Source organism: Phaeodactylibacter luteus (genome assembly GCF_007993045.1).
Taxonomy (GTDB): Bacteria; Bacteroidota; Bacteroidia; order Chitinophagales; family Saprospiraceae; genus Phaeodactylibacter; species Phaeodactylibacter luteus.
In genome coordinates this window covers 172,374-198,626 of sequence record NZ_VOOR01000001.1, presented here as the reverse complement: position 1 = coordinate 198,626, position 26,253 = coordinate 172,374, and the positions used below count along the sequence as shown (strand labels likewise).

Below are 26,253 nucleotides of genomic sequence, written 5' to 3'. Positions count from 1 at the left end.
TAAGCTAGCGGGACTTGGCTAAACTCCGGTTTCCGATTAGAAGACCAAAATCCTAACACGCTCTAAAACGCTAAAAGGGACAATGAAAAAAATATGCAGCGCGGCCGAAGTCCGGCGGCTTGACCAATATACAATAAATCAGGAGCCCATCTCCTCTTTCGATCTGATGGAGCGCGCCTCCGGCGTCTTTGTAGAGTGGTTTGAAAGGCGTTTCCCCGATCTGGCAACGGGGGTCTGTTGTTTTTGTGGGCCGGGCAACAACGGTGGCGACGGCCTTGCAGTTGCCCGGCTGTTGCACCATCTGGGCTACGATGTGCGAGTGGTTTTGTGCCAAGCCGGGAAGGGGCGTTCGCCCGACAATGAGGCCAATCTTAGCCGTTTGCCCGGGCAGGGCGCGGTGCCAGTCCTCTGGCTACAGGAGGGCGATGCTTATCCAGATTGCCGGCCGGGCACGGTCATAGTTGATGCCATTTTTGGGTCTGGGCTCAACCGGCCGCTAGACGATTACTGGGGCGGCCTGCTGGCTCACCTGAACAGCCTGCCTGCAACGCGCATTGCCATTGACGTGCCTTCTGGCGTTATGCCAGATTCCTGGAGTGGAGGGGCTGCCTTTGCCGCTCACCATACCCTTTCTTTTGAGCTGCCCAAACTGGCGTTTATGATGCCAGAGTATGCGCCATTTGTAGGGGAGTGGGAGGCCCGTTCCATCGGGCTGCACCCGGAGGGGCTGGCCCGGGCGGTTGCCCACTTTTTTATGGCAGAAGCAGGGGATATAGCTGCCTGGCTGCCTGCACGGCAGAAATTCAGCCACAAAGGGGGGCATGGGCATGCCTTGCTGATCGCTGGCAGCCATGGGAAGGTAGGTGCCGCAGTGCTAGCTGCCCGGGGGGCGCTGAAAGCTGGTGCCGGGCTCCTGACGGTGCATGTCCCACAGTGCGGCTACTCCATTCTTCAGATTGCGGTGCCAGAGGCTATGGCATCTGTAGATGCCCATCAGCTACAGTTTTCTACTGTGCCCGAGCTTGGGCCATACCGGGCAATTGGGGTGGGCTGTGGGCTGGGGCAAGGCGAGCTGGCGAGCCGGGCATTGGGCGAGCTCATCACAAAGGCCCAGCAGCCGCTGGTATTGGATGCGGATGCCCTAAACCTGCTGTCCGCAGAGCCCAGCTGGCTTTTACAGTTGCCGGAGGGGTCTGTGCTGACCCCACACCCCAAAGAATTTGAACGGCTGTTTGGCCCAAGCCGCGATAGTTTTGAGCGGTTAAACCGCCTGCGGGAGCAGGCACAGCGTCTGGGGCAGGTCATCCTCCTCAAGGGGGCCCACACTGCCATCGCTTGCCCAGACGGCACCGTATGGTTCAACCCGACGGGCAACCCTGCTCTGGCAACGGGGGGCAGCGGGGATGTGCTCACTGGTATTATTACAGCATTGATGGCGCAGGGGCTGGAAAGCTGGCAGGGCGCAGTGGCAGGGGCTTACCTACACGGGCTGTCCGCCGATCTGGCTGTGGCCGCCACCGAAAGCGAGGAATCTTTTGCTGCAGGGCAGGTGGCAGAATGGCTGGGCAGAGCCTTTAAGGCAGCCCGGGCAGGTGGTTCGCCTACATAGGCCCGGGCAGGCCCTCCGCCTCGATCTGCCCGTCTTGCTCAGATTGCCGCTTGATGTAGTAATAGGTTTCCATTTGAGAGCGTATGGCCAGGTCCGAACCATCTTTATAATACCGGTTGGAAGATGCAGCATCGATAATGCGGGCCTTTACGTTGTCGTTGAGCTGTATGGCCATAAAGTCTTTGATCTGGCTCCGGATATGAGGCGCGTAAATAGGGAAGGCCGTTTCTACGCGGTAACTGAGGTTCCTTGACATCCAATCGGCAGAGGACATATAAATCTTTTCTTCTCCGGCGTGGTAGAAGATGAAAACCCGGGCATGCTCCAAGAACCGGTCTACGATGCTGATGGCGTGTATGTTATCGCTCATGCCTGGTACTCCCGGCACTAAAGAGCAGATGCCCCTTACAATCAGTTGTATTTTGACCCCCGCCTGACTGGCTTCGTATAGCTTGGTGATCATCGATTTGTCTTGCAGGCTGTTGAGCTTCAGGATGATCTCTGCCCGTTTCCCCCCTTTCGCCTGAGCGATCTCAAAGTCTATGAGCGATTCGAGCCCGGTCCGTAGGTTGAACTGCCCGACCATAAGGTGCTCAAACCCTTGCTCAGGGACTTTGACCGTTTCTAAAAAGGAAAAGACACGGGCCACTTCATTGACCAAGCGCTCATCGGCTGTAAAGAGGCCGAAATCAGAGTATACCTTTGCAGTGTCTTCGTGGAAGTTGCCGGTAGAAAGGTAGGTATACATGCGCGCCCGCCTGTTCTCTATGCGCCGGACCAAGGCCAGCTTGCTGTGCACTTTCACACCGGGGAAGCTGTAGTGTACATTGACCCCCGCTTTTTCCAGCCTTTCCCCCCACTCCAAATTCGCCTCTTCGTCAAAACGGGCTTTCACTTCAATAAATACAGAGACCTGCTTCCCGGCTTTGACGGCGTCCATCAGCGCCTGCATGATCCTCGATTGGCGGGCAACCCGGTACTGTATGATCTTGATGTGGGTCACTTTGGGGTCTCGGGCAGCGACTTCAAAAAAACGGACTACCGAGCGGTAGTTGTGGTAAGGGACGTGGATCAGGTGGTCCCGCTCCCGCATGGCCTGATAGAAGTCGTCGGCATCTTCAAGCGGGTGGTAGGGCAAAGGCGGAAGGGCAGGGTTTTTAAGGTGGTCGATCTCAAAAGACGGGAACTTGAAAAAATCGAAATTGTTGTGGTAGCGGCCTTCCTGAAGGATGTCGTACTTCTCCAGGTCAAAGGCTTCCTTGATGAAGTCCAGCAGCTCATCGGGCATTTCCCGGTCATAGACAAAGCGGGAAGCAGGGCCGACCTGCCTTCGGGCCAGGCTTTCCTTGATTTTTTGGACCAGGTCGCCAGAAAATTCATCATCAATGTAGAGCTCCGCATCCCGGGTCAGCTTAATGGAGAAGGTGTCCAGGATTTCATAGCCCGGGAACATCCAGCTTACGGAGTGCCGCACAATATCGTCCAGCATGATGAGGTCGTGCTGTTCGGGAGTGGCAGCAGGGAGCTTGATGAAACGCGGCAAGTGGTCAGAGGGTATTTTTACGATAGCGTATTTGTGAGGGGCGTTCGGCAGGTGCTTTTCTGCAAGCAGGACGGTGAGGTAAAGGGCCGCATTGTTCAGGAAGGGCCGGATTTTATTTTTGACCAACAGCACCGGCTGTACGAAGGGCAGCATGTGATCCTTGAAGTAGTTTTCGACGAAGTGCTTTTGCTCCTCATTCAGGTCGAGCCTGCGCAGCAGATAGATGTTGTGATTGCGCAGCTCAGGGATGATTTCCTCCTCGAAAATACGGCTGAACTCTTCCTGTTGTTTGTTCACAATGCGCTGTATATCTTTCACGATCTGCTTGGAGTTGATGTGCAGCTCTTTTTTGGTCTTTTTGCCTACCCTCAACAGGTTGCGGTGGTTGGCCATACGCACGCGGAAGAACTCATCCAAGTTGGAGGAATAAATGGCCAGGAACTTTATGCGCTCGAACAATGGTACGGAGGGGTCTTTGGCCTCCTGTAAGACACGATAGTTGAAAGACAGCCAGCTCAAGTCGCGCTCAAGGAAGGGCAGCCCTTCTTCCGAAGTTTTGACCAGGCCAGAGGTGTCATAGTTGGAAATCACCTGAGCGTAGTGGATGAAGTCTTTATGTTCAGCGGGTTTCGCCATTCCTTTAGGATTTGACTGAGTTGAGGGTTAAAAAAGTGACATTTGTTCCGGCTGCGGCCCAGGCGGCTGATGTAGTACAGGCCCTCTGCTATCCGCTCCGGGCCAGTCTTTCTTTATCTTTTCGTAAAGATAAGCAGCCATTTCGGGCGCCAAAATATTGTCTGGCTCATGAGGGAAAAAATAAACCTGGCTTAACCCACGCTGTGCCCACCGCTTGAGCCGCGCAATCCATTCATCCGCCCTGCTGTAGTCGGTTGGGTGTAGCCCGTTGCCTACAAAACGCACCATAGTGGTGGGGCCAGCTAGCCCCATGTGCAGGACATCGCGCCGCCCTGCTACATCCGTGATTACGGCACTGCGCTGTTGCCGGGCCAGCAGTTCGAGAAAGGCATTGGTCTGTTGTGGCGCAGAAAACCAAGACTCGTGCCTCGCTTCTACAGCGAGGGGGATGGCCGCTGGGAATGCTTTGAGGAAGGTAGACAGCAGCTCGGCGCGGTCAGTGCCAAAATAGGGGGGGAGCTGTAAAAAACAGCAGCCTAATTTTTCGCCCAGCCTACCGATAGCCTTGGCAAAGGCCGGGATGAGGTCGCTCCCTAGCCCGAGGTCCCTGCTATGGCTGATCGATTGCGGCACCTTGGGGCAAAACCGGAAATCAGGGGTGGTCTCTTGTTTCCACTTGTCCACCGTTGCAGCATCAGGGATGCGGTAGTGCGTAGTATTGAGCTCAATGGTGTTGAACTGTTGGCTGTAGGCACGCAAAAAGCCAGCTGCCTTGGTGCTTGGCGGGTAAACTTTGCCCACCCACTCCTTCATGCTCCACCCCGTACAGCCAATGTAAAATGCAGGCTCCGTTGGGGAGCCCGGGAGGTGCCGCTGATTGGCAGCGGGGTCTGAGGGTAAGGAAAAGCGGACGGCGCTGATGTCCTGCAGCTTGCCAAATTTCATATATCCAAAGTAAGTTGAACAGTGAAGTTGGAAGATAGGAAATTCCCGCCTCTAGAGGGCTTGCCGCTCCAACCTTTTGGCAAAAGTGGCAAAGGAAACGCCAAAAATCAACTACTTTAGCGCTGCCCAACGGTGCATAGGCGCAGTCGGGCTAACCCTTTTCCTCAACGCCTCATTTGCTATGATTGTACGCATCGTTATCGTCTTGGTCTGCGTTGTTTTCTTCATCAATGGCTGCAACAGCCTGATTTCCCAGTTTTTCGGTACCCATAAGCTCCGTGCGTACACTATGCAGGAAGTTGCCGGGCCCGGGATAGGGGATGCAGATTATATACGTTTGGAAGATGCCCGCCAGAATGGTACTTTCGTGTATCAGGACGCAGAGGAAAAGGGGGCGCCCCCAATCATCCTCTACCCGGTATTCGCTCCAGATACAGCGAAAAAAGAGCCGCTGCTGCTAGCGTGGACTGCTGACTTCCACCACCCTTGTGTGGAAGCCGGCGACTGTATCACAGCTCAGGTCGGCCCTTTATCGGGCGTCATCCGGCCAATACCAGATCAAAACCTGAAAGCAGTCGATCTGCTGAAAGCTAAAGGGTATGACATCCCAAGCCACCTCCCGGTCATCAACACCGGCGAGGCACCGGTCGCTTGGTACTGGAACGCCCTCATGATGCTCGGCGCTGCCCTCATCGCTTTTGCAATAGAAGCAGCCTACCACCGGCGGGCAGCCTGAGCCCACAGCCCTCCACGTTCAGCCAAATTATAGCCTCAACCACTTTCCGGCCATGGTGCCGGTCATTACCCAACAACGGAAAATTATGAAACGGAAACACATCGTCGCTGGCAATTGGAAAATGAATATGGACTATGATGCCGGGCGCGACTTGGTCAAAGCGGTTGCAGATAAGCTGCAGCCTTCAGATACCCTGGTCATCCTAGGTACCCCTTACATCCACCTGCGCAACGCGGCTAGCATCATTAAAGACATTTCCAACCTGAAAATAGCCGCGCAGAATTGCCACCAAGAAGAGAGCGGAGCCTTCACCGGCGAAGTAGCTGCCGGCATGCTGGCTTCTTGTGGCGTAGACTATGTCATCCTTGGCCATTCAGAGCGCAGGGAGTATTTTGGGGAAGACGATCAGCTCATCGCGAGTAAGATCGATGCCGCCCTCGCAGCCGGGCTGAGCCCAATCTACTGCTGTGGCGAAAAATTAGAGGCCCGAGAAGCAGGAACAGAGAACGACGTTGTAGGCGCACAGGTTGAAGCGGCCCTTTTTCACCTCAGCACCGAGCAGTTGGCTCAAGTGGTTATCGCTTACGAGCCGGTATGGGCTATTGGCACAGGGAAAACGGCCTCGCCTGAACAGGCTCAGGATATGCACGCCCACATCCGCGCCCTCTTAGCTGGCCACTTTGGGCAGGAGGCCGCCGATGGCGTGTCCATCCTCTACGGTGGCAGCGTCAAGCCGGGCAATGCAAAGGAAATTTTCAGTAAGCCTGATGTCGATGGCGGGCTGATCGGCGGTGCCTCGCTCAAAGCTGCTGACTTTATTGCCATCGTAGACAGCTTCTAGCGGATTGGGCAGCAAAGGCCTCTCCCTTTCAGGCTCAGCGGCAGCGGGCATTGGGAAGATCAAAGGGGCGAAGGCCAGATTGTCGTTTTTGGGGCCTCCCCCGCCTGACGGCGGCGGGCGCTACGCTCCGGGGCTCGCTATCCGCTCGGCCCTAACGGGCTGTCCACCCCTGCGCATCGCTGGCCCAGTGCCAGCACACTATGCATGGGCAATACTTGCCCAAAGTTGCGCGGCGGCTAAATCTCGTTTTTTTTGACCGCAGCACTAGTGCTGAGCTGGGCTCTAAACCAAAAAAGGGGTGGAAATTACATTCCGCCCCTTTTTTGTATTCCGCCCCTAAAGATTACTGCCTGCGCTCCCGGTCCATTCGGATGACCTCCATGATCTGATTGACCTTGATGTTTTTGGCAATGATTTTCCGGTCAGGGTTGATGACGTAAATTTCAGGAGTGACATCAACATAGTATTTTTTGTAGATAGACCGGTTGGAAGGGTCGAAAACGTTGGTCCAGGTCATGCCCGTCTTCCGGATATAGCCCGTCCATTCGTCGTGGTCCGTATCAAGTGCAATGCCATAGACATCGCCATTCTGCTGTTTGAGGGTAGGGTAGAGCTGCACCAGTTTGGGCGTCTCTTCCATGCAATGCTCGCAGGTAGGGTTGTACATGTAGACCACAAGGTACTCAGCCTTGAGGTCAAGCAGGGCTGTTTCCTGGCCATTGGGGTCATAGGAAATCACGTTAGGGGCTGGCTGGCCCACCAGGCTGGCGGCCATTTCACTAGCCCGCTGCTGCAGCCCGTAGACGGTCATAGAGTCTGTCCAGAATGCACGCTCCTTGGTGAAGTAGTTCTGTACCATATGGACGTAAACGCCCTCGGCATCCATTAGGGTAGTTTTCGTCGGTTCGTAATTGAGGGTGATCCAGTTGGCAAAGAACTTGAAGTACTCCTTTTTTGCAGGGTCATCCCCACTGACTTTCGCCATGAGCTCATCGGTTGATTTGCCGATGGCGACTGGGTTTTGTGCAGTCAGCTCGGTGATATAGCGCTTCAGCTTGTTGAAGATGACCGGGGTGTAGAGGAGGCGCTTGTCTGAGAAATCGACCCCATCCCAAAATTCCTGCCGGAAAATCTCCACTTGGGTTTGAGTATCAATCTCACCGTTAGCCAGTTTGGGCTCTTTGAGCACCGGGTTTTGCCCCGCCCGCTTGAAAGCCGTGAACAAGGTGTTAGGGTAAGTGGTGAACAGTTTTTTGAGGTGGTCTCTGCGCTCGGCAATTAATTTATCCTGCTGCTCCTTGAGGGCTTGGTATTCGGGCGAGCCCTGCTGCAGCCCCTGCATTTTTTGCGAAATTTCTGCGAATGCAGGCTTTTGGCTTTCCTCAAATTTCAGGTTCTGGTAAAAGACTTGGTTTTCCTGGTTGCCTTTGATTTGCATCGTGCCAATGACATCGGCCGCATTAGCCTGTAGCTGCATAGATTGGTCTTGGTCGATAAGCAATTGCACTACGGCCTGATTGGGGACAACCACGTAGTAGAAGCCAGGCTGAAAAGGCTCGTCCCGTTTGAACCGTATAGCGCCATTTGCGCCTATCTGCACAGAATCGGCCCGGAAGCGCTGTTCCGCAAAGTGCCCGAGCAGTGTGGCTTGGGCTGGGGTTTGCAGGCCTTGCAGCGTGATTTGGATATCAGGAGACTCCAACGGTTCGCGCTGTGCAAGCCTTGGCCCAGCAGGGGTGAACTGCATGAGCTCATCATCGTGCGGTGCCTGCACCGTATTCTCGGATGTTGTCGCAGCCGAGGCCGGTGTACTTTCATTGCTGCTGCCGGTTTCAGCGCTTTGGGCAGAAGACCCCCCACAGCTAATGGTGAAAAATGCAACAAACAGAAAAAGGATAGATCGCATGGAATTTTTGATTTTTTTGTTCAGCACAAAAGGGCATCCTGGCCCAAACGAGGAACTGCCCTAGAAAGGACTACAGCTGGCCAGGCATTTGGTTGCCTTTGGGGGCCAGCCCGGCAAAAATAAGGATTCCAATTCGGGATTCGTGGGCAGAAAGCAAAAAAAGCCCGGCAGGGACAAGGCCTGCCGGGCTTTTAACTTCAGCTTAAATCACGGTGGCCTCACTGGCGGGGCTGCTCCATTTCTATATGGGCTCCATTTGCCGTTTCTACCCTGAAATAGATGGCGCCCTCAGGCAGCTGGCCGGCTGGCCAGTGCATATTGCGCTGCCCGGTCTGTAGTTGCCGTTGCTGCAAAGGCTGCCTGCTTTCGTCAAGGATACTGATGAAATAAGGCTGGGGAGCGGCAGCAGGCCAGTGCAGGAGCACATTCCCTTCCTCATCCATTTCGAGCTCCGGTGCAAGGTTGTCGCCCTGAGGCGCGCTGCCATCTGGAGCGATCAGGTTAGCCCCACTGCCGGTAATGCTGAAGGCGTCAAAATCTCCAGAAACGGTGGTGCCGGGCTGGGTAGAGAACAGGGCTATACCTGCTGAAATACATTCCGGGAAGTTTACGATCAGCTGCAAAGACAGTTGGTAGCTGCCGTTTTCTGTACGTGTAAACAGCCGGATAAGACTGCCCTGCCGCTCCATTTTCAGCCAAACCGCTTGCGGGCGCACCAAAAGGCGGGCCTGTTTGGGCGTATTCGGCGTAAGCCGGTTTTCTACCCGGATGACAGTGGAGAAGTTGCTAAATGCCCCGACATAGCGGCTGCCCGGGCTTGCATCTTCCCGCAGCATCAAGCCGATATAGCCTTGGCCAGTCAGGTCGGTCAGCCGTACCTCTACTGCGCCGTTTCCGCAGAATTCCTGATTGAGGAAAGCCAAATTATCAGCTGCCCCGAAAATCTGGTGGTTGGCACTGCTCGAAAAGTCGAACTGCTGAGTACAGGGGTCAAAACTATAAGTGTTGCCCTGGGGGGCTGTCCCAATGTTGGTGCCTTGCCAGCCGGCTGGTAGCGTTCCCCCTTTATCAACGGTGACCTGTGCCGTGCAGCTGCCGATATTGCCTGCTGCATCGCTCACTTGGGCCATGATGCTGAAGGTCTGCCCAAAGTCATCGCAGTCGAAGGCCGTAGGGGGGATGCTGCTGATGGCGATGCCACAATTGTCTGAGCTGGCCATAAGGTCGAGCACGTCGCCAAGCTGAAGCTCATAAGTGCCGTCTGGCTGAATGAACACGGTCGAGTTTTGGCAAACGGCATTGGGCTGCTCGTTATCCGTTACCGTGACGGTGAATGAGCAAGTAGCGGTCAAGCTGCATTCATCGGTAGCGGTAGCGGTGACCAACGTCGTTCCTACTGAGAAAAACCCGGGTGCATGATCAAAGCTTACCGTGGCTGTCCCGCAGTTGTCCATTGCACTTGCCGTAAAGCTGACCTCTGCTCCGCAGAGCCCTGGCGCGTTGTTGACATTGATGTCTGAAGGGCAAGATACAGAAGGGGCTGCATTGTCCACAATCGTGATGATCTGGGTACAGCTGTTGGAGTTGTTGTTCTGATCTGTGGCAGTGAACGTCCGTGTAATGGTGCCTGCCGCCCCACAGTCCTGCAAGAAGCTGTCCATACTGCTCAGTGTCGGGCTGTTCGTACAATTGTCTGTAGCCGTCGCGTTGCCGAGGGCTGGCACGCTCGTGTCGCTTCCACAATCCACGTCCACATCAGCTGGGCAGGTGATGGAAGGAGGGGTTGTTTCAGGCGCCACGGTCAGCATAGCGGTGGCCGGGCCGCCGGCATCAAGCCCGCCAGAAGAGACTGTGCTTGTTGTATTGGTATAGCTGCCCGGGGTAGCATTACAGGGCACGCTCACTTCAACGGTAAACGTACAGCTCCCCCCCGCCGGCAGGTTGCCGCCTTGTAACGTAAGTAGGCTGGTGCCAGAAAGGGAAGACCCTGCGCCACAAACATCAGATAGCGGAGTATTGAGCGCCACCAAGCCGGTCAGTACCGCATCGAGGTCATCCGTAAACCGGAGATCAGCAATCGGATTTCCGGTGTCAAGGTTTTCGAGGGTAAAGGATAAAGTACCGGTGCTGCCTGCCTCGATCGAGCCGCCCAAGAAGCTTTTGGTCAGGAGCAGCCCTTCAATCGAGAAGGAAGCTGTCGCAGGGGGGGCCATCACAGGCAAGCCGCTTGCTTCTCCAGTTAAAGGGCTCGTTGTAGTGATGACATTGGTAGAGGAAGGTGCCCCCGCAGGTACTTGTAGGGTAACCGTAAAAGTACAGCTGCCCATAGCTGGCAAAGCCCCCCCGGAAAAGGAAAGCATACTGGTGCCAGACAACATCGCCCCAGTGCAGCTGCCTGCAGTGGGAGCTGCAGTGAGGGCCATACCGCTGAGGGCAGCGCCGTAGTCTTCCGTAAAGGAGATATTGTTCAATGGCTCTTCAGAGATGTTGCTGAGGGTGTAGGTCAGATCAATGGTGCTGCCTGCCGCCACCGCTGCTGTACTGAAGGTTTTTTCCAATCCGATAACGGTGCTATTGACTTCGAGCGATGCCTGTGCAGGCAGCAATGAGTAGGTGTTGCCGTCCACTGTAGCGCTCAGTTGAGAGGTCGTATTGGTGTAGCTGCCATCTGCTGTCTCAGCCGGTATGTTCAACGTTAGGGAAATGACACAGCTGGAGCCTGCCATTGCAGAGCCGCCCGAGAAGATGAGCTGGCCGCCTACCTCGCTGAGGGTCCCTCCGCAGAAGGAAGCGGGCAGGCTATTGGATACAGTGGCACCGGGCATGAAATCAGTCAGGTTATCAGTAAAGGAAAGCGCCGTAGCATCGAGAGAGCCGGTATTGTCTATGGTTAAGGTCATGAGCGTGCTTCCGCCTGCAATAACTGAATTGTTGGAAAAGCTTTTGGCAAAGCTAAGCCCCGTGATCAGTAGCTCATCGCTGGCTGGCGAGCTGGACACAGCAGTGCCCATGACATCAGCCTGCAGGGAAGAAGTCGTATTGGTATAGCTTCCATCAGCGGTGCCGGCAGGTATGTCGAGCGTTACGGTAAAGGAACATTCGTTGCCCGGGCTGAGCTGCCCGCCGGTCAGCGTCAGTTCTCCACTATTGAAGGAAAGCATGGAGCCTGCACCGCAAACATCAGATGCGGGGAGCCCTCCGGCAGGTGCAAGCCCTGAAATGACCGCATCGAGGTTGTCCGTAAAGGTAATATTGTTGACGTCAGCCATCGCTTCGGCAGGGTAGGCTATGGTGAACGCTAAGTCTACCTGCCCTCCAGGCAAAGCAGGGGCATTCACGAAGGATTTGGATAGGGTGGGGGCACTGAGGACGGTAAGCGCTGCCGTTGCCGCAGGGCCAGAGGTCGCCACACCTCCCACCGTCCCGCTCACCGTACTGGTCGTGTTGGTGTAAACGCCAGCTGAGGCGTTCTCGGGGGCCAGCAGAGGGACGGTAAATGTGCAGCTGGCCCCGGGCTGCAGCTCCAGGTTGATCACTGAGACGCTATTGTCGAAGCTATTATAAAAGACGGTGCCGGTGCCATTGCAAACGTTGTTCAGCGAAGGTGTGGTCATGGTTACGCCGCCGAAGAAAGCCGAAAGGTCATCGGTAAAAGCCCCCCCTGAAAAGACTTCATCTGGGCTGGTATTGGTAAGGGTGAATTCCATATCGAAAGCCTGGCCTGTCCCTATCAATGAGGGCGTAAAGCTTTTGGCCAGCTGAGGAGTGTAGTTGATAAAAAGGGCATCTGTGGCAGGGGGCCCTGTAAACGGGCTTCCATTTATAGTGCCTGTCAGGTTGCTGCTAGAGGCCGGGTAGCTTCCAGGTGCCGCACCTGCTGGCACCTGTAGGGTAACGGTGAAGGTGCAGGTGCTTTCTGCGGCCAGGTCCCCCCCGCTGAAGCTCAGGGTAGAAGTGCCGGAAAGCATAGAGCCAGCACCACAGGGGTTGAGAAGCGGGGTGTTGACGGCTTGCAGGCCTGGCAGGATTGCATCCAGGTCTTCGGTAAAGCCGATGGCTGAAGCGCTAAAATTACGATCGAAATTGCTGATGGTGAATGAGAGCTCCACGGTCCCGCCTGGCGGTATGGGGTCTTCCAGGAATGATTGGCTGATGGCCAGCTGCCCAGGCGTGTTGACGGTCAGCGAGGCAGTAGCAGTACCTGAAGTGACAAGAGGGCCGCCCGGAGAATAGGTCAGGTTGCTGGTCACGTTATCTTGTAGCCCGGCCGCAATGGCTTCTACGTCAACGGAAACGGAGCAAGCTTGGCCTGAAAGCAGAAAATTTGAAGCAGGGGCCGTCGATATCGAGCTGCTCCCTGGTTCTGCGGTAAAAGAAACAGTGCTGCAATCCGTAATGAGGTTGGCAGGGGAAGCAATGCGCAGCCCCGAAGGGAGATGGTCTGTGAAGGTTATGCCGGTAGCAATTCCTGTGTTATTGCTGTTGTCAATAGTCAGTGTCAGCGTGGTCCGCTGCCCTATTTCCAGAGTAGCATCGGCAAAAGCTTTGGACAGGGCTGGGCGGTTGCTGTCTATGGTTAGCGTAGCACTTGAAGGGCCGCTATTGCCTGAGGCTGAGGTGAGATCGCTGGAAGTATTGGCATACACCCCGGCAGCACTGCCTGCTACATTAACGGATACAGTACAGCTTGATGCCGCACCTACAGCACCTTCCGAAAAGGTGATGGTGCCCCCTCCTGCTGGAGCAGAAAGGACGGCGCCGGTACAGTCGGTTTCCAAAGCAGGCGAGGGCGAAATGGCCAGCCCTGCAGGGAGGTTATTGACGAAAGCCAGCTCGCCGAGCGGTGAGCTGCCTGTGTTGTCTATGGTAAATACCAGCCGGCTGCTTTCTCCTATACCTATGGTACTGGGAGAAAATGCTTGTGTAAAAGCCGGGAGCGGCCCCAAGATGTTGACGATATCCGACGCGGATTCCCCTCCTACCGAATAGGTGATGGTCAGCGGCCCCACTCCGTTCACTGTGGGGTCGAGGTTGTAAGTCAATCCGTCTCCATTGTCCACAACACCGTCACCGCTGTATTCGCCCCCTTGGGGCGTGCCTCCCCCAAGGTTGCTCAGCGTGCCTAGAGAAATGGAGAAGTCGTCAGGTGCCATAAACTGAACGGTTGGCGTAATGCTGCGCCCACAAACCTTCAATGGCAGGTCAATCCCGTCTTGACAGCTGCCGGCAGGGCCTGTAGCCACCACAAAAATAAGGCATTGGTCCAAGTTGCTGCCGGTAATCACTTCTCCGGCAAGGTTGCCGTTTTGTGGGCCGAACACCAAGCTGCCTGAGGTGCCCGATCCGGGCATGCCCTCGTAAACCTCAAGCTGATCGTCAGGGGTGAGGGTCAGTTGGGCAATGGTAGCTTCTGCAGCTTTCCCTGCATCCGGGCAGACTTCGAAAGCGATGGTGCCCGGTTCATTGTTGGACGTGCAGTAGAAAAAACTCTCTTCGCCTGCGGGGCAGCCGCAGGCCGCTAGTACCTCGATTTGGTCTGTAGCTGTGCTCATGCAGCCGCCGGGCTCGGTGTAGGTGATGGTGTGCACGCCTAGCCCTGCGCCCGCCGGGTTGAAGGCATACGTCCCGTTGCCATTGTCGGTCACGCCGGGGCCGCCAAAGGTGCCGCCCGCAGGGCTGCCGCCCGATTGGTTGAGCAGCACTCCCGCGTCTATGCAAAGGTCGCTTGGCGCGGTAAAAGTGGCAGCATCTGCTGCAAAGATCTCTACGTTGTCTGATACCATATTGCCGCCAACGGTATACGTTATGGTCAGCAGCCCGGGCCCCGGGATGGCCGGGTCGAGGTTGTAAGTCCCATCGGCGTTGTCCACCACGCCCGTGCCAGAATAGACGCCACCTGCAGGGCTGCCGCCAGAAAGGCCGGTCTGCAGCCCGTCGGTAATGCAAAAATCAGCAGGGGCAATGAAGCTGAGGCTGGAAGCCGCACTCGTAGCACATACTTGAAGGGGCGTTTCTTTCCCAAAAGGGGCAGGGTCAACGCAGCTGCCGAGCCCACCGGAAGTAATGACAAAGACCAGACAGGCATCGGTAGCCAAGCCTGAGAACATTTGCCCGGAAAGGTCGCCGGTCAGTGGCCCTGCCTGTAGGGTGCCTAAGCCGGAAGCGCCGTTCTGCCTACGGTAAATTTCAAGTTGGTCTCCATCATCCCCAAAGTTGAGCCCAATGCTGCCGGCTTGCACCGTGGCTTCTATAGCCATGCCTGCATCCGGGCAGATTTCAAAGGCGATCTCTTGGTTGAGGTTGTTGCCGTAGCAGAAAAAGAAAGTTTCCTGGCCTGCAGGGCAGCCACATGCTGCTGTTACTTCTACTTGATCGGTTGCAGTGGCCATGCAAAGCCCCGGCTCAGTATAAGTAATGGTGTGCATGCCAAGCCCGGCTACAACCGGATCGAAATCATAGGTCCCGTCTCCGTTATCGGTCACGCCTGGCCCGCTGAAGCTGCCGCCCGCAGGGGAGGAACCTCCGCCAAGGTTGGTCTGTACGCCTGCATCTATGCACAGGTCGCTTAGCGCGGAAAAAGCAATCATAGGAACAGGCACAACTTCCACCTCGTCGGTGATTGGGGTGCCGTTTACGGTGTAGGTGAGGGTTTTGGTGCCAGCCCCGGCCACTGTAGGGTCAAAAGTATAGGTCTCACCATCTGCGCCGTCAATGACACCCGGACCGCTGTATACGCCTCCTGTTGGCATGCCGCCTCCCAGCCCAGACTGTACTCCTGCGTTGATGCACAGGTCATTGGGGGCGGAGAAAGTAGGTGCCGTGCCGCCTACATCACCGGCACAAACGGTAATGGGATCGTTGCCGGTATCCTGGCAGCTTGCTGCAAAGGAAAAGTCGTTCTGTATATTGAAGACATAGATCAGGCAGTTGCCCGGTTGTGCAGAGGTGACCACCTGGTTCGTGAAAGTGCCGGTGAAGGTGCCTTTCAACTGGCCTGTAGCGCCGGAGCCCTGTGCACCTTCATACACCGTGACATTATAGTTGAACCCACCGGTGTTGATCAGCTCCCCTTGGGCAAAAATAGCTTCCACGGTGGCGGAAGGGTCATCAGGGCAAACCTCCATGCCCACTGTGTTCTCTTCAGGGTAACCGTAACAGTAAGAATACTGTGTCTGCCCAGGAGCACAAGAGGTTTGTGCCTGCAGTAGAGCTGGCAATAGCCACAATGCTGCGAATGTCAAAAAGGTGTAGGTCGTTGATTTCATGAGTTGTAAGATTACGGGTATCAATGAAGATCAGTAGGTTCAATGCTTGAAGACCAATTTGCTGTAAGGGCGTATTGGGCCATCTTGGTATATTTCAAGGAGGTAAGCCCCTTTGGGCAGCGCTGCCTTAATGTCGATCCAATCATCAGTGGCTAACTGGGTTTCCCAAACGAGCTGCCCTGCTGTGCTGCGCAGCACAGCTCGTGCCGGGCCGAGGCCCTGCTTCAGCCCGCTTATGTGTAGCTGCTCCCTGAAAGGATTGGGGTAGACATGAATGCCTGCGCCTGCGGGCATTGCTGTGGTACGGTTCGGTATAAATTGGGCAATCGTGTACCGCTGGCCCGCTTCAAACCCATGGTAGGTCTCAGTAGGGCTTCCGGGCCAGTCTACTTTCAAGGAATCAATATCCGGGCTGCTGCCTAGCCCAAAGTGTACCAGGCTACTGTGCTGCGAGCAAAAGCTTTCCCCTCCGCCGCTAATCTCAAAAACCTGTTCACCGGATGGGGTGTACAGGGTCGCAAAAGCCCCGAAAGCATCTCGGTTGCTTGCTGTGCCCTGTAGCTGGAACTGCACCCAATAATTGCCGTTTTCCTGCTCATTCCTGTAAAGGCGGGTAAAACCGCCGGTGCTGCTGAGGTTCACAACTACAAAGTCGAGATCGCCGTCCCGGTCGTAATCAGACCAAGCCATGCCCCGGCCGTAGTAGGGGTCTTCCATGCCGTTTGCAGAGGTAATATCTGTGAAGGTGCCATCCCCATCATTCAGATAAAGTTTGTCAGGGTCTGATATAGCGGTAGGAAGACTGGGCAAGGAGGGGATCCGGCCGTTGGCCACGAAGAGGTCTTGCCATGTGTCGTTGTCAATGTCAAAAAAGGCAGTCCCCCAGCCAGTAGAAAGCTCCGAATCATTGGCCATGGCGTTTTCTACATCCGCCTCTGTTGTAATATCAGAAAAGGTGCCGCTGTTGTTTTGCAGCAGCACATTGCGGCCCAGGTTGGTGATGTAGTAATCCAAGTCCCCGTCGTGATCGATATCGCCTTGCGCGATGCCCATGCCGTACATAGGTATCCCCGCTCCAGTGACTTCAGAAACGTCGTTGAAACTCGGAATAGGGTACTGATTCTCCAGCAGTACATTGGGCACAATAAACGGGCCAAAATCATTGGCGAGGTGCAGGTCTGCATCTCCGTCCCGGTCATAGTCCGAAGCAATGCCGGCCAGTGCACAGCCATTATCAGCTGCCCCAAGAGCAGCTCCTACCTCCGTAAAGGTCAAGCCGCCGTTGTTCCGGTACAGAAGGTTGGGGTAGCAAGTATGGTCAAAGCCAATAATGCCCCCATCATCTCCGTAAAGAAAAGCGGTTTCGGATACGTGATTGTAAATGTAGATGTCCAGCTGCCCGTCTAGGTCATAGTCGATAAAACTGGCCCCGATAGAAAACACCTCAGCTGTCAAGCCGGCTTCCAGCCCTATTTCGGTAAAAGTACCGTCTCCGTTGTTCCTGAAAAGCAGGTTGCGCCCGTTGTCCAAGCTGCCCCCGGACATTTCCTCCCAAGTACAGACCAGTATGTCGCGGTCGCCATCGTTGTCCAAGTCAGCGGTATTGACGGCAGTAGTATTGAACAGCTGAGTGGGCTGAAGCCCGTTGGAATTTGGGGCAGGAAGGAAAGTGCCATCGCCATTATTCCGGTAGAGCACATCCCGGCCCAGCCCGCTTGTCAGGTAGAGGTCTTCCCACCCGTCATTATCGAAGTCGAAAAATGCGGCCCCGCCCCCCATCAGCCCGCGCGCGTTCATGCTGTGCTGAATGCCAGCTTCAAAGCCAGCTTCAACAAAAGGCTGAGCAGCGCTGGAAAAGCAGCAGAGCAAAAAACAGTAGGTGATCAAGAGGGGCAAACGGGAAGTCATAGGGTCATCTTTTCCTGAGTTTGTGCCATTTATACCTGTTTGCTGCCCAAACGGCAGGCAGGTGTCGGCAAGCAGGGCAAAGCAAAAGGGGCGAGGGCGCTCAAAGCGCCCTGCCGTTTTTGTGTTATTGTACCTTTATCAGGATTTTGCTGTCCACCGCTTTGCCGTCTATCAGCAGGCTGTAGACAAAAGTGCCCGCTGCGGGCCAGTTCCGGGCGGTCAGTTCTATTTCGCCCCGGCCACCCTGCTCGATATCCTGGGTTTGTATGACATCCCCCTTGATGTCCCGTACTTCCAGTTGGGCTTTGCCCAGCCCCCGGGGCACGAAGTATTGGATGGTAGTCGCTTCCCGGAAAGGGTTGGGCGCGTTTTGTACCAGATAGGCATCAGAGGAGGATAAGCCCTGATCGGCGGCGCTGCAGCAGCGGTCTAGCCCCTGCCGGAGCAGGCGGTTTTCGCGGCGCAGGTTGTCCAGCTCACCTTCCATCTCTTCTACGCGGCTGTTCAGTTGCCGCAACATAGCGGCTATCTCTGCCGGATGTGAAGTCGCCTGTATTTCGTCCCGCATCATTTCAATGTCATCTGGGTAGTAGGTATCTGACTGAGGCTTATTGATCATGCGCGGGATGTCAAAATCATGGCTAAAGCCTTGAGGGGCGGTAGGCTGTGCGGCCGATAGCGGGATGATCTGCTCAGGGGCAGGGGCCGGTTGTGCGCCGTTGGCCCGGCCATTTTCATCAGTCGATTGGGCGTTGAGGGTTGCAGCGAGGAAAAGGCCCGCTGCGAGCAACCCGGCTGTATTGATCTTCTTCATGAGGTTTCTGCTTTTTGTAGAATATTAAAGGGTATATCGCGGTTAGCGGGTTACTTCTTGTCGGCTTGCTGTTGTACCAGGCGGGCCAGGGCTTCCAGCTGCGCCTTCAGCTCGTCGATTTCATCAGCCCTGGCTTCCAGCTCCTGAATCCGGGCAGCCTGTGCTTCAATAATCTGCTGCTGCTCCTGTACGGCATTGACCAACAGGTACGAGACGGCGGTCCCGTCGTAAGCCAGGTAGTCGTCTTGCCCATTGGGGTGGAGGGGTTTGACGGTGTAAGGGGCAACCTCCTTCATGTCTTGTGCGATTACGCCAATGAACTCAGGCTCAGTGGGCAAGCCTAGTGTACCGTTGTAATGGTAGCGTACTGGCCGGATTTGCAGCACCTGCTCCAGCCCGTCGGTAAAGGGCTTGATGTCTTTCTTTAGCCGGCGGTCAGAGGCGCCCATCCAATCGCCACCATTTGGCTTGACCGCATCGTCTTCGCTGAGCTGCAACTGATGCAGCGGGTTGCCGGTCCCGATGCCCACGCGCTGATTGGCGCCGTCAATGACCATAACGGGCTGGAAAAACTGAGTGTAGAAACCAGAAGTTACGTTTCCAGTCTGTGTAAAGGAGTTGGAGACAAAAGTTGGGCCTTGCAGTTTAGAATTCCCGATGACATCAAGGGCAACAGTAGGCTCGGTGTTAACGCCAATGGACCCGCTCTTGACGTAGAGGTTGCCCGATTCGATTTGCGCTTTGTGTGTAGGGCTCCCGGTGCCCAGCCCGATATTCCCATTTGTATTCACGAATAGCGCATTGGTGGGCGCATTCGGCTTGATCTTGAAGGGGATCTTGGAGCTGTTGGTCACATCCCGTACAAAGAAGTTGGCTTCATTGCCGGCTACATCCCAAGTCTGTGGGGTCCAACCGCTTTGCCCGGTCTGTTCTAACCTGAGGCCCGGGCTATCGCCATCAGCGATGTGGAGCTCCAATACAGGGGTAGAAGTGTTCAGCCCTACATCTCCCTGAGCATCAATGTAGAGTGCGTTGTTGCCAGCCCCCGCTACTACCCGGAAAGGGGTGTTGCCCCCAGTTACATCCTCAATGCCGAAGTAGTTCTGCCCGCCATTGGAAGAGTCGTTGGCGGTCAGCTGCCAGTCGTTGGAAGGGAAGCTCCCAGAATTGCTGGTATCCGTAAAGGTGATCCGAAGGTTGTTCTCTTTTAGGCGGAAGGTGGTGAACCCAAAATTTTCATTGCTATTGCAGTCAACCCCTACACAGGCACTACCCTGAACAATGAGGTCAGTGACGAACACCTGCGCATCTTCAGACAATGGGCTGTTGTCTAGGGGAAGGTCATTGTAGCTGGCCATCACTGCTCGGGGCCCCTTTTGGGCACTGACTTTACGGATCGCAGCGTACAAGCTGGGGTAATCTTGATGCCAAGCACTGGATTTCTCTGGGACGCTGGCCCATCGCTCAGCTTCTACTTCTTCTTCTGGCAGCACAAACGCGCCTTCCTGCACCCTGAGGTACATAGACAGGCTCGACACTTCTGAAGGCAGGCCGTTCGCTTCCCTGAACTCGGCGATTTTGTTGTCGGCATCCGCTTCTGTACGGAGGCGGGCCAATGCTGCCCGTTGCGCCTCGGCCAGTTTTATGATTGGCGTAACCTGTACCGTGTAAAGCCCATCCTGCAGCAAGGAGCCGTCTGCTTTCCGGTTGGAGACCTCAATGGCTTGGGTGCCCTCGGTTTCATAGCGCCAGTACATGCCGTCTTGTCCAGCTACTTCGATAAGGTAGGCATCTGGTACTGTGCTGTAACCACTGACAGTTGCTTTCTCTGCCTCAATTTTAGCGGTAGCTGCAGCCTGCTGGGCCAAAGCGCCGGTGCTCATCGCAGCCAGGCTGCACAGCACCACAAGAAAACGAGCGGGTTGAAATTGCTTCATGAGTTTATGATTTACCAGGTTCATTTTGAATATCAATAATGTGCCCTCTGCCCAATACAGAGTGGCTTGGATCACCAAATTTGCCCCCAATACTGGACACACTCCCTATTATCCTGCGTTCTGCAGCCAGGATTTAAGAAAGAGGTAAGTATTGCAAGGGCGCGGTAAAGTGCCGGATATACTAGCTTGGAGGCGTATAGCCGGGCTGTAGGAATCTTATTGTGTGCTGAATTTGCTTGGGAAAGCTAGGATAATCAGGCTTGATGCGTAATGGGGCGTTGCAGGGTGGAAATGGCGCTTATTTGCCCAAGCCATGTTTTTTTCAGTCATTTAGCTACAGGCTAAGCTTCCAAAAAACGGCGGGTAGTTGAAAAATTTGCGCATTTTGCCTGTTAAACCGAATTGGTGCATCAAGTCTAACGAAAACTCTACCTCAAATGTAGAAATAAACTTACAACTTGGCAACATTCCACCTCAGCTGAAAAAAAAGTAGGAGGTAGGGGCGCGGCAGCAAGGCTGCCCTTCGGAATTCTTGTGCCTTCCGGTTATATTTGCCGCTATGAAAGAGGGTGCCCCAATGGCTTACGAAGCATTTTGTGCAGCGGCTAACGTCCCGGCCTTCAATCAGCCGTGGTGGCTCGATGCGGTCTGCGGCGTTGGGGGCTGGGGCGCAGTGGTCTCTTCCAACCATAAAGAGGACGCTTTTGCTGCCTGGCCATACTGTAAGAAAAGCAAATGGGGGCTGAACCTGCTGTTGACAGCACCACTGACCCCTTACATGGGCATCTGGCGGAGCCCGGGCTATGAGGATATGCCGCCGGCCCATCAGTTCACCTTCGACCGGCAGGCTATGCCTGGGTTGGCAAAAGGCTTGCCCCCTCATGCCGCTCAGATCCAAAAACTGAGCCCCGCTACCTGGAATTGGATGCCGCTGAGCTGGGAAGGCTATCAGGCACAGCTGAGGTACCACTTCCTGGTGGAAGGGCTTTCGGACGAGGCCGGGCGCTACCGGCAGCTCAACCGCTCAGTGAAATCAGCAATCAAACAGGGCGATAAGCAGTTGGTGCTCGAGCGGCCTGCCTCGGTCAGCGCCCTTGCGGGGCTGATTGCTTATACCTTCGACCGGCAAGGGCTGCAAGCCCCGGTCACCACAGAAGTGTTGAGCCGTATGGCCGGGGCAGTGGCTGATCACGGCACGGGGCAGCTGTTGCTGGCCCGCCACAAGGACGGTACCTTGCACAGCGGGGTGTATATCTTGCATACCCAAGGCATTTCCTACGCCATTTCAGCGGGCAACGGCCCGGGCTCAAGAGCTTCGGGGGCTTTCCCCTGGCTGATGTGGCAGGCTTTCCGCGAAAGCGCGCCCTACAGCCACACCTTCAATTTTTGCGGCAGCACCATGCCCAATGTCGCGCCCCTGCTCAATGGCTTCAGAGCCCGGCAGGTGCCCTACTTTGAAGTATACCGGGCTCGTCTGCCCCGTGCGACCCCCTTACTGCAATATTTAATTTGAGCACTTTGTTTAATGTGATGCCAATGAGAGCTATTGACCGCCCCCTGGGCTTTTTCTTCGCTTTAGTGACCGCTTTCAGCCTTGCCGCTTGTGGGGCGCCCCAAGGTGCCGCCGAACTGCCTGACGCCTGCAGCCTGATCAGTATTGATGAAATCAAGAATATTGTGCAAGAACCGGTGCGCAACGCTGTGCCGGTCAAAGCGGGCGTGGGCGAACAGTCGGCATGCCGCTTTGTTATGCCGGCCCGCACGGAGCTGGGCACGCTGCACCTCTTCCTCTTGCCTGCCCGCACGGCAGAGGAGGTGGCAACAGATTGGCAGGAGCGGTACGCAGGCCACCCTTTCAGCAGTATGCCCGGGAGCAAAGGCAGCATGGCCTGGTTCGAAACCGACAATCAGACAGTGCCCCCTACGCTTATCGCTGCTTTCCAGGAAGCCACCTTGGTCATAGCCGGATGCCGGCAGGCCAACGCGCAGTCCCTGGCCTATCAGATCATGCTCAACCAAGGCTGGGAAGCCTCCCAATCGGAGTAAGCCAGCGCAAAGGCCTGCTGTCCGCAGCCGCGCCATAAACGGAAAAGCTAGTTTTTGGGCAAAAAATGCATCCCTGTCACGATTTTCACGTTCAACCTATTGAGGTTGTAACAGGGCAGCCGCTTTGTAGGACGGTGGCCCGCCACCCTGAAAATCCAAGATGAAATGAAAAGACTGTTCTTGCTTGCCCTCGTATGGGCTGGTTTGAGTGCTTGCAATGCGCCCGGGCCGGAGCGCGGCAGCCAAACTGCTGAAGCCGCTGAAGTTGAGCTTCCCGCATCTGATACCCTTGCGGCCGGGCCAGCAGCGGGCGGGAATGCCCCAACAGCTCCCCGCAAAACTATCGCCGATTATTACCGGGCCCTGACGGAGCCCTACGCTCCCCGCTATGCCCTTCAGCAGGCTGGCAAGGAATGGTACACCGTGAGCGAACTGGGGGATACTTTGCCTGTACTGGTGGATGCTGCCAATGGCTATTTACAATTGGTGGACGACGGGACCGGCGGCGGGACAATAGAGGTTGAACTGGCCTTGTTCCGGTTGGCCTCCGGCCAGCCAATGGTTGCCGTTAGCCAGAAATATTATGACGGGGTGGGCATGCAGCAAGAGCTCTCCTGCTTGCGCCCTGAAGACGGGCAACAGCTGGATTGGACAGAACACTCCCTCCCTGTGCTCACCGCCTACGATTTCCTGCAGCCTGGCTATGAGCCTGAAGCCGATATCGCTGAAGCGGCCCTCCCGGTTGTGGTCTCCCTGCCTCGGAAAGGGACGACTGCCAAAGCCGAAGCTTTTACAGGCATGCAGTATGTTTACTGCAATGATGGAGCGCCAGAAGAGTACAGTGCTTATTGTGAAGTCTACAAACACCTCGCCCGGCAAAGCATAGGCTTGCGTTGGGACCGGGAGCTGGGCGCTTTCGTGGTGGTGGAGTAAGGGGCACTGCTGCCAACCGCATTTGCAGCTCCCCATAGGTGAGCCTGATGGGCATGGCTTGCTTTTTTGGGGGCTCCCCAGCCTTACGGCTTGGGGCGCTACGCTGCGGGGCTCGCTGTCCGCTCGGCCCCTCGCCCTGCGGGCTTCGGGTCTGGCCTTGAGCCACCCCTACGCATCGCTAGCCCGACGCCATCTTGTGGCCCTCCAAGCCTGTGGCATGCTGGGCTGCGCCCGGTGCCATGGGGCTGGCAGAACAAAGAATGCGCTGTGCCATGGGCTGCCATTGTTTATAAGAAAGCGGGGGCAGCAAACTTTTCTTAGGGCAGACAGCGTTTAGAGAGCGTGTTGGGACTTTAGTAATCGGTCTATCCCGCTAGACAGCGGGACACTTTTTCGCTTATACTTCGCCCCGAAAACCCTTCCCGCTTTTGTGCATCAAAAGCGGGGCTTGGCTAAACTCCGGTTTTCGACTAGAAGACCAAAATCCCAACACGCTCTTAAACAGCGAGCTCAGGGCAGGGCAATTGCCTTTTTTGTGACAAAAGGTGTAACCTGCCTTCCTTTTTACGTCCCTAAACAGGCGCCTGCCAATCTGGCCGGCAGCCAAAGCGGAATAATCGAATCCACTCACCTTTAAACAACGAATTCCAATCCACATGAAGTTTTTGAAAATCACTACCGCAGCTGTAGCTGCTCTTGCGCTCATCCTTACAATAAATGCCTGTAAAGGTGACGACGACCGAGGTGGAGGCATCAACCTCTTCACCATTCAGGATGACATGGAGCTGGGGCAGCAGCTGCGCGATGAAATCTTGGCCAACCCTACGGAGTATCCTATCCTGAACGAAGGGCAGTACGCTGGAGCCTACGCTTACATCCGGGATATTGTAGATGACATCTTAGCTAGCGGGGAGCTGGAGTATGCCGACGAGTTTGCTTGGGAGGTTTACATCATTGACGACCCCGAGACCTTGAATGCTTTCGCTGCGCCAGGCGGCTATATTTTTGTGTATACGGGCCTGATCAAGTTCCTGGAGGAGAAAGACGACTTTGTCGGCGTGATGGGGCACGAAATGGCGCATGCCGACCTGCGCCATTCCACTCAGCAGCTCACACAGCAATACGGGGTGGCCACTCTGCTCGGGCTATTGCTCGGGCAAGACCAAGACCTGCTGACCAACGTCCTGGGCAGCTTGCTTGGCCTGCGCTTTAGCCGCGACGACGAGTCCCAGGCGGATAAATTTTCGGTCATCTATTTGTGCCAGACAGAATATGCTGCCAATGGGGCAGCCAGCTTTTTCCAGAAGCTGGTCGATGCTGGCTCTGCTACGCCGCCGGAGTTCTTGAGCACCCACCCCAGCCCCGACAACCGGGTGGAGGCCATCAATATGGAAGCGGAGGACCGCAATTGTGATACGACTTTCGACTCGGACGCTGCCGAGTGGGCTAATTTTCAGAATAGCCTCCCTTAAGGCTTGCCCAATAGGAGAGGGCAGCCCGATAATTTTCGGGCTAGCGTTGCCTTCTTGGCTTGCGGGGCTAGTGGTCTGTCAAGGCTAAAACTAGGGGTTGCCTGCGGCGACTTTTGAGGCTGCTCTTCGTTGGATAACCCCTTGCGTAGCGCTGCTATGCGCGGGAACATCCGCCTTGATTTAGCCTCAAAATTCGCTCCCACTCAACCCATAAATTAACACTTGACAAACCACTAGTGCCCTGGGCTACCTTAGTGCAACAAGGCAAGGCCAGGGGTATGGAGCAGTCGTACACTGCTCCATACTCATTCTTGGCGGTGCCTGTAGTTGGGCTCATTTGCCTTTTTGCTCCGTTAGAAAGCATGGGATTCCCTATATTGGCAGCAAAAAGCATGGCCCTCAACCTTTCTTATACCGTTCTAGAGCGCTTCCTGCGCTATGTACAAATCGACACACAATCTGACCCGTCCGCTGAAGCCTTCCCGTCTACGGAAAAGCAAAAAGACCTGAGCCGGCTGTTGGTCCAAGAATTACAGGGCATGGGCATTGCAGATGCCCACCTCGACGAATATGGCTACGTTTATGCTACTGTCCCAGCCAACACAGATAAGGAGGTGCCGGTCATTTGTTTTTGTTCTCACGTAGATACGGCCCCCGACTGCAGCGGCGCGAATGTGAAGCCTTTGGTGCGCAAAAATTATGACGGCAGCGTGCTCACTTTCCCCGATGACCCCAATGTGAGGCTCGACCCTGCCCAGCACCCGGAGCTCGCCCGCAAGATCGGCCATGATATTGTGACGGCCAGCGGCACGACCTTGCTCGGTGCCGACAACAAGGCCGGGGTGGCTGCCATAATGGATGCAGCTTGGCAGCTGATGAACAACCCTGGCATTAAGCATGGCAAAGTCCGTATCCTATTTACCCCCGATGAGGAGATCGGCAGAGGGGTGGATCATGTGGACATCAAAAAACTGGGCGCAGATTTTGGCTATACTGTAGACGGTGAGCGCCTTGGCAGCTTGGAAGACGAAACCTTCTCAGCAGATGCCGTTACTATAGACATTCAGGGCGTGAGCATCCACCCGGGCTTTGCCAAAGGCAAGCTCGAAAGCGCATTGAAGATTGCAGCGGATGTGGTGGCTGCTCTGCCCAAAGACCGGCTCTCCCCAGAGACTACAAGCGGTAAAGAGGGCTTTATCCATCCGGTGAGCCTGCAAGGCGGGGCAGAGCAGGCGCAGATTTCCTTCATCATCCGTGATTTTGAGGATGCGCAGCTGCAGGCCCACGAAGCCTTTCTGAAAGAGGTGCTCGACGGGGTGATGAAGCACTACCCCAATTCCCATGCAGGCTTCAAGGTCACGGAGCAGTACCGCAATATGAAGCAGGTAGTCGGGCAGTACCCGCAGATTGTGGACAATGCCATGGAAGGCATGCGCCGTGCAGGCGTGGAGCCACAGCGCGGCAGCATCAGAGGCGGGACGGATGGCTCCCGGTTGTCCTTCATGGGCCTGCCTTGCCCTAATATCTTTGCAGGGGAGTACGCTTTTCATTCGCGGGAAGAATGGTCTTCTGTGCAGGATATGGAAGCGGCTGTCCGTACCATCATTGAAACGCTGCGGGTCTGGGAAGAGCGCAGCTGATCCGGCCCAATGCTCGGTGCCT

Annotated in this window: 15 protein-coding genes; 8 read left to right on the top strand and 7 right to left on the bottom strand. The window is 55.6% G+C overall.

The annotated features are described in order from the left end of the window. Window positions 1-82: 82 nt before the first annotated feature. Window positions 83-1,609, top strand: a complete 1,527-nt coding sequence (locus FRY97_RS00665) for an NAD(P)H-hydrate dehydratase (RefSeq protein ID WP_147165482.1) — start codon at window positions 83-85, stop codon at window positions 1,607-1,609. Here the strand turns inward: FRY97_RS00665 and ppk1 are convergent. Further along, window positions 1,602-3,788 carry a polyphosphate kinase 1 gene (gene ppk1, locus FRY97_RS00660; RefSeq protein WP_147165481.1) on the bottom strand — a complete coding sequence of 729 codons (2,187 nt, stop codon included), beginning with the start codon at window positions 3,786-3,788 and terminating at the stop codon, window positions 1,602-1,604. The two genes, FRY97_RS00665 and ppk1, sit on opposite strands and share 8 nt — an antisense overlap. Before the next feature lie 27 nt (window positions 3,789-3,815). Continuing rightward, a complete protein-coding gene (locus tag FRY97_RS00655) occupies window positions 3,816-4,733 on the bottom strand; it encodes a DUF72 domain-containing protein (RefSeq protein WP_147165480.1) in 918 nt (305 codons plus the stop codon). A gap of 85 nt (window positions 4,734-4,818) precedes the next feature. Between FRY97_RS00655 and FRY97_RS00650 the strand changes: the two genes are divergently transcribed. Together FRY97_RS00650 and tpiA are read left to right on the top strand one after the other, a co-directional pair. Then, window positions 4,819-5,469 carry a hypothetical protein gene (locus tag FRY97_RS00650; protein WP_147165479.1) on the top strand — a complete coding sequence of 217 codons (651 nt, stop codon included), beginning with the start codon at window positions 4,819-4,821 and terminating at the stop codon, window positions 5,467-5,469. Window positions 5,470-5,554: 85 nt separating this feature from the next. Beyond that, the gene (gene tpiA, locus FRY97_RS00645) at window positions 5,555-6,310 is read left to right on the top strand and encodes a triose-phosphate isomerase (RefSeq protein ID WP_170254435.1); all 756 of its coding nucleotides are present in this window, start codon (window positions 5,555-5,557) and stop codon (window positions 6,308-6,310) included. Window positions 6,311-6,653: 343 nt separating this feature from the next. Here the strand turns inward: tpiA and FRY97_RS00640 are convergent, their stop codons facing one another. The 5 genes from FRY97_RS00640 to FRY97_RS00620 form a co-directional block, all read right to left on the bottom strand. Then, window positions 6,654-8,216 carry a redoxin domain-containing protein gene (locus FRY97_RS00640; protein WP_246141495.1) on the bottom strand — a complete coding sequence of 521 codons (1,563 nt, stop codon included), beginning with the start codon at window positions 8,214-8,216 and terminating at the stop codon, window positions 6,654-6,656. A gap of 218 nt (window positions 8,217-8,434) precedes the next feature. Continuing rightward, the gene (locus tag FRY97_RS00635) at window positions 8,435-15,481 is read right to left on the bottom strand and encodes a DUF7933 domain-containing protein (protein ID WP_147165477.1); all 7,047 of its coding nucleotides are present in this window, start codon (window positions 15,479-15,481) and stop codon (window positions 8,435-8,437) included. A gap of 39 nt (window positions 15,482-15,520) precedes the next feature. Continuing rightward, entirely contained in the window at window positions 15,521-17,389 is a 1,869-nt protein-coding gene (locus FRY97_RS00630; RefSeq protein ID WP_147165476.1) for an FG-GAP-like repeat-containing protein, read from the bottom strand. A gap of 124 nt (window positions 17,390-17,513) precedes the next feature. Then, window positions 17,514-18,203, bottom strand: a complete 690-nt coding sequence (locus tag FRY97_RS00625) for a hypothetical protein (protein WP_147165475.1) — start codon at window positions 18,201-18,203, stop codon at window positions 17,514-17,516. 50 nt (window positions 18,204-18,253) lie between these two features. After that, window positions 18,254-20,140: a tail fiber domain-containing protein gene (locus tag FRY97_RS00620; RefSeq protein WP_170254434.1), complete on the bottom strand. Its 1,887-nt coding sequence runs from the start codon at window positions 20,138-20,140 to the stop codon at window positions 18,254-18,256. 559 nt (window positions 20,141-20,699) lie between these two features. Here FRY97_RS00620 and FRY97_RS00615 point away from each other — a divergent pair. The 5 genes from FRY97_RS00615 to pepT all read left to right on the top strand — a co-directional run bounded on the left by FRY97_RS00615 (window position 20,700) and on the right by pepT (window position 26,231). Then, a complete protein-coding gene (locus tag FRY97_RS00615) occupies window positions 20,700-21,653 on the top strand; it encodes a GNAT family N-acetyltransferase (RefSeq protein WP_147165473.1) in 954 nt (317 codons plus the stop codon). Window positions 21,654-21,676: 23 nt separating this feature from the next. Beyond that, on the top strand, window positions 21,677-22,186 hold the full coding sequence (locus FRY97_RS00610) for a hypothetical protein (protein WP_147165472.1): 510 nt from the start codon (window positions 21,677-21,679) through the stop codon (window positions 22,184-22,186). 165 nt (window positions 22,187-22,351) lie between these two features. Continuing rightward, the gene (locus FRY97_RS00605) at window positions 22,352-23,119 is read left to right on the top strand and encodes a hypothetical protein (protein WP_147165471.1); all 768 of its coding nucleotides are present in this window, start codon (window positions 22,352-22,354) and stop codon (window positions 23,117-23,119) included. A gap of 656 nt (window positions 23,120-23,775) precedes the next feature. Continuing rightward, entirely contained in the window at window positions 23,776-24,591 is an 816-nt protein-coding gene (locus tag FRY97_RS00600) for a M48 family metalloprotease (protein ID WP_147165470.1), read from the top strand. Window positions 24,592-24,983: 392 nt separating this feature from the next. Then, a complete protein-coding gene (gene pepT / locus FRY97_RS00595) occupies window positions 24,984-26,231 on the top strand; it encodes a peptidase T (protein ID WP_147165469.1) in 1,248 nt (415 codons plus the stop codon). Window positions 26,232-26,253 lie beyond the last annotated feature (22 nt).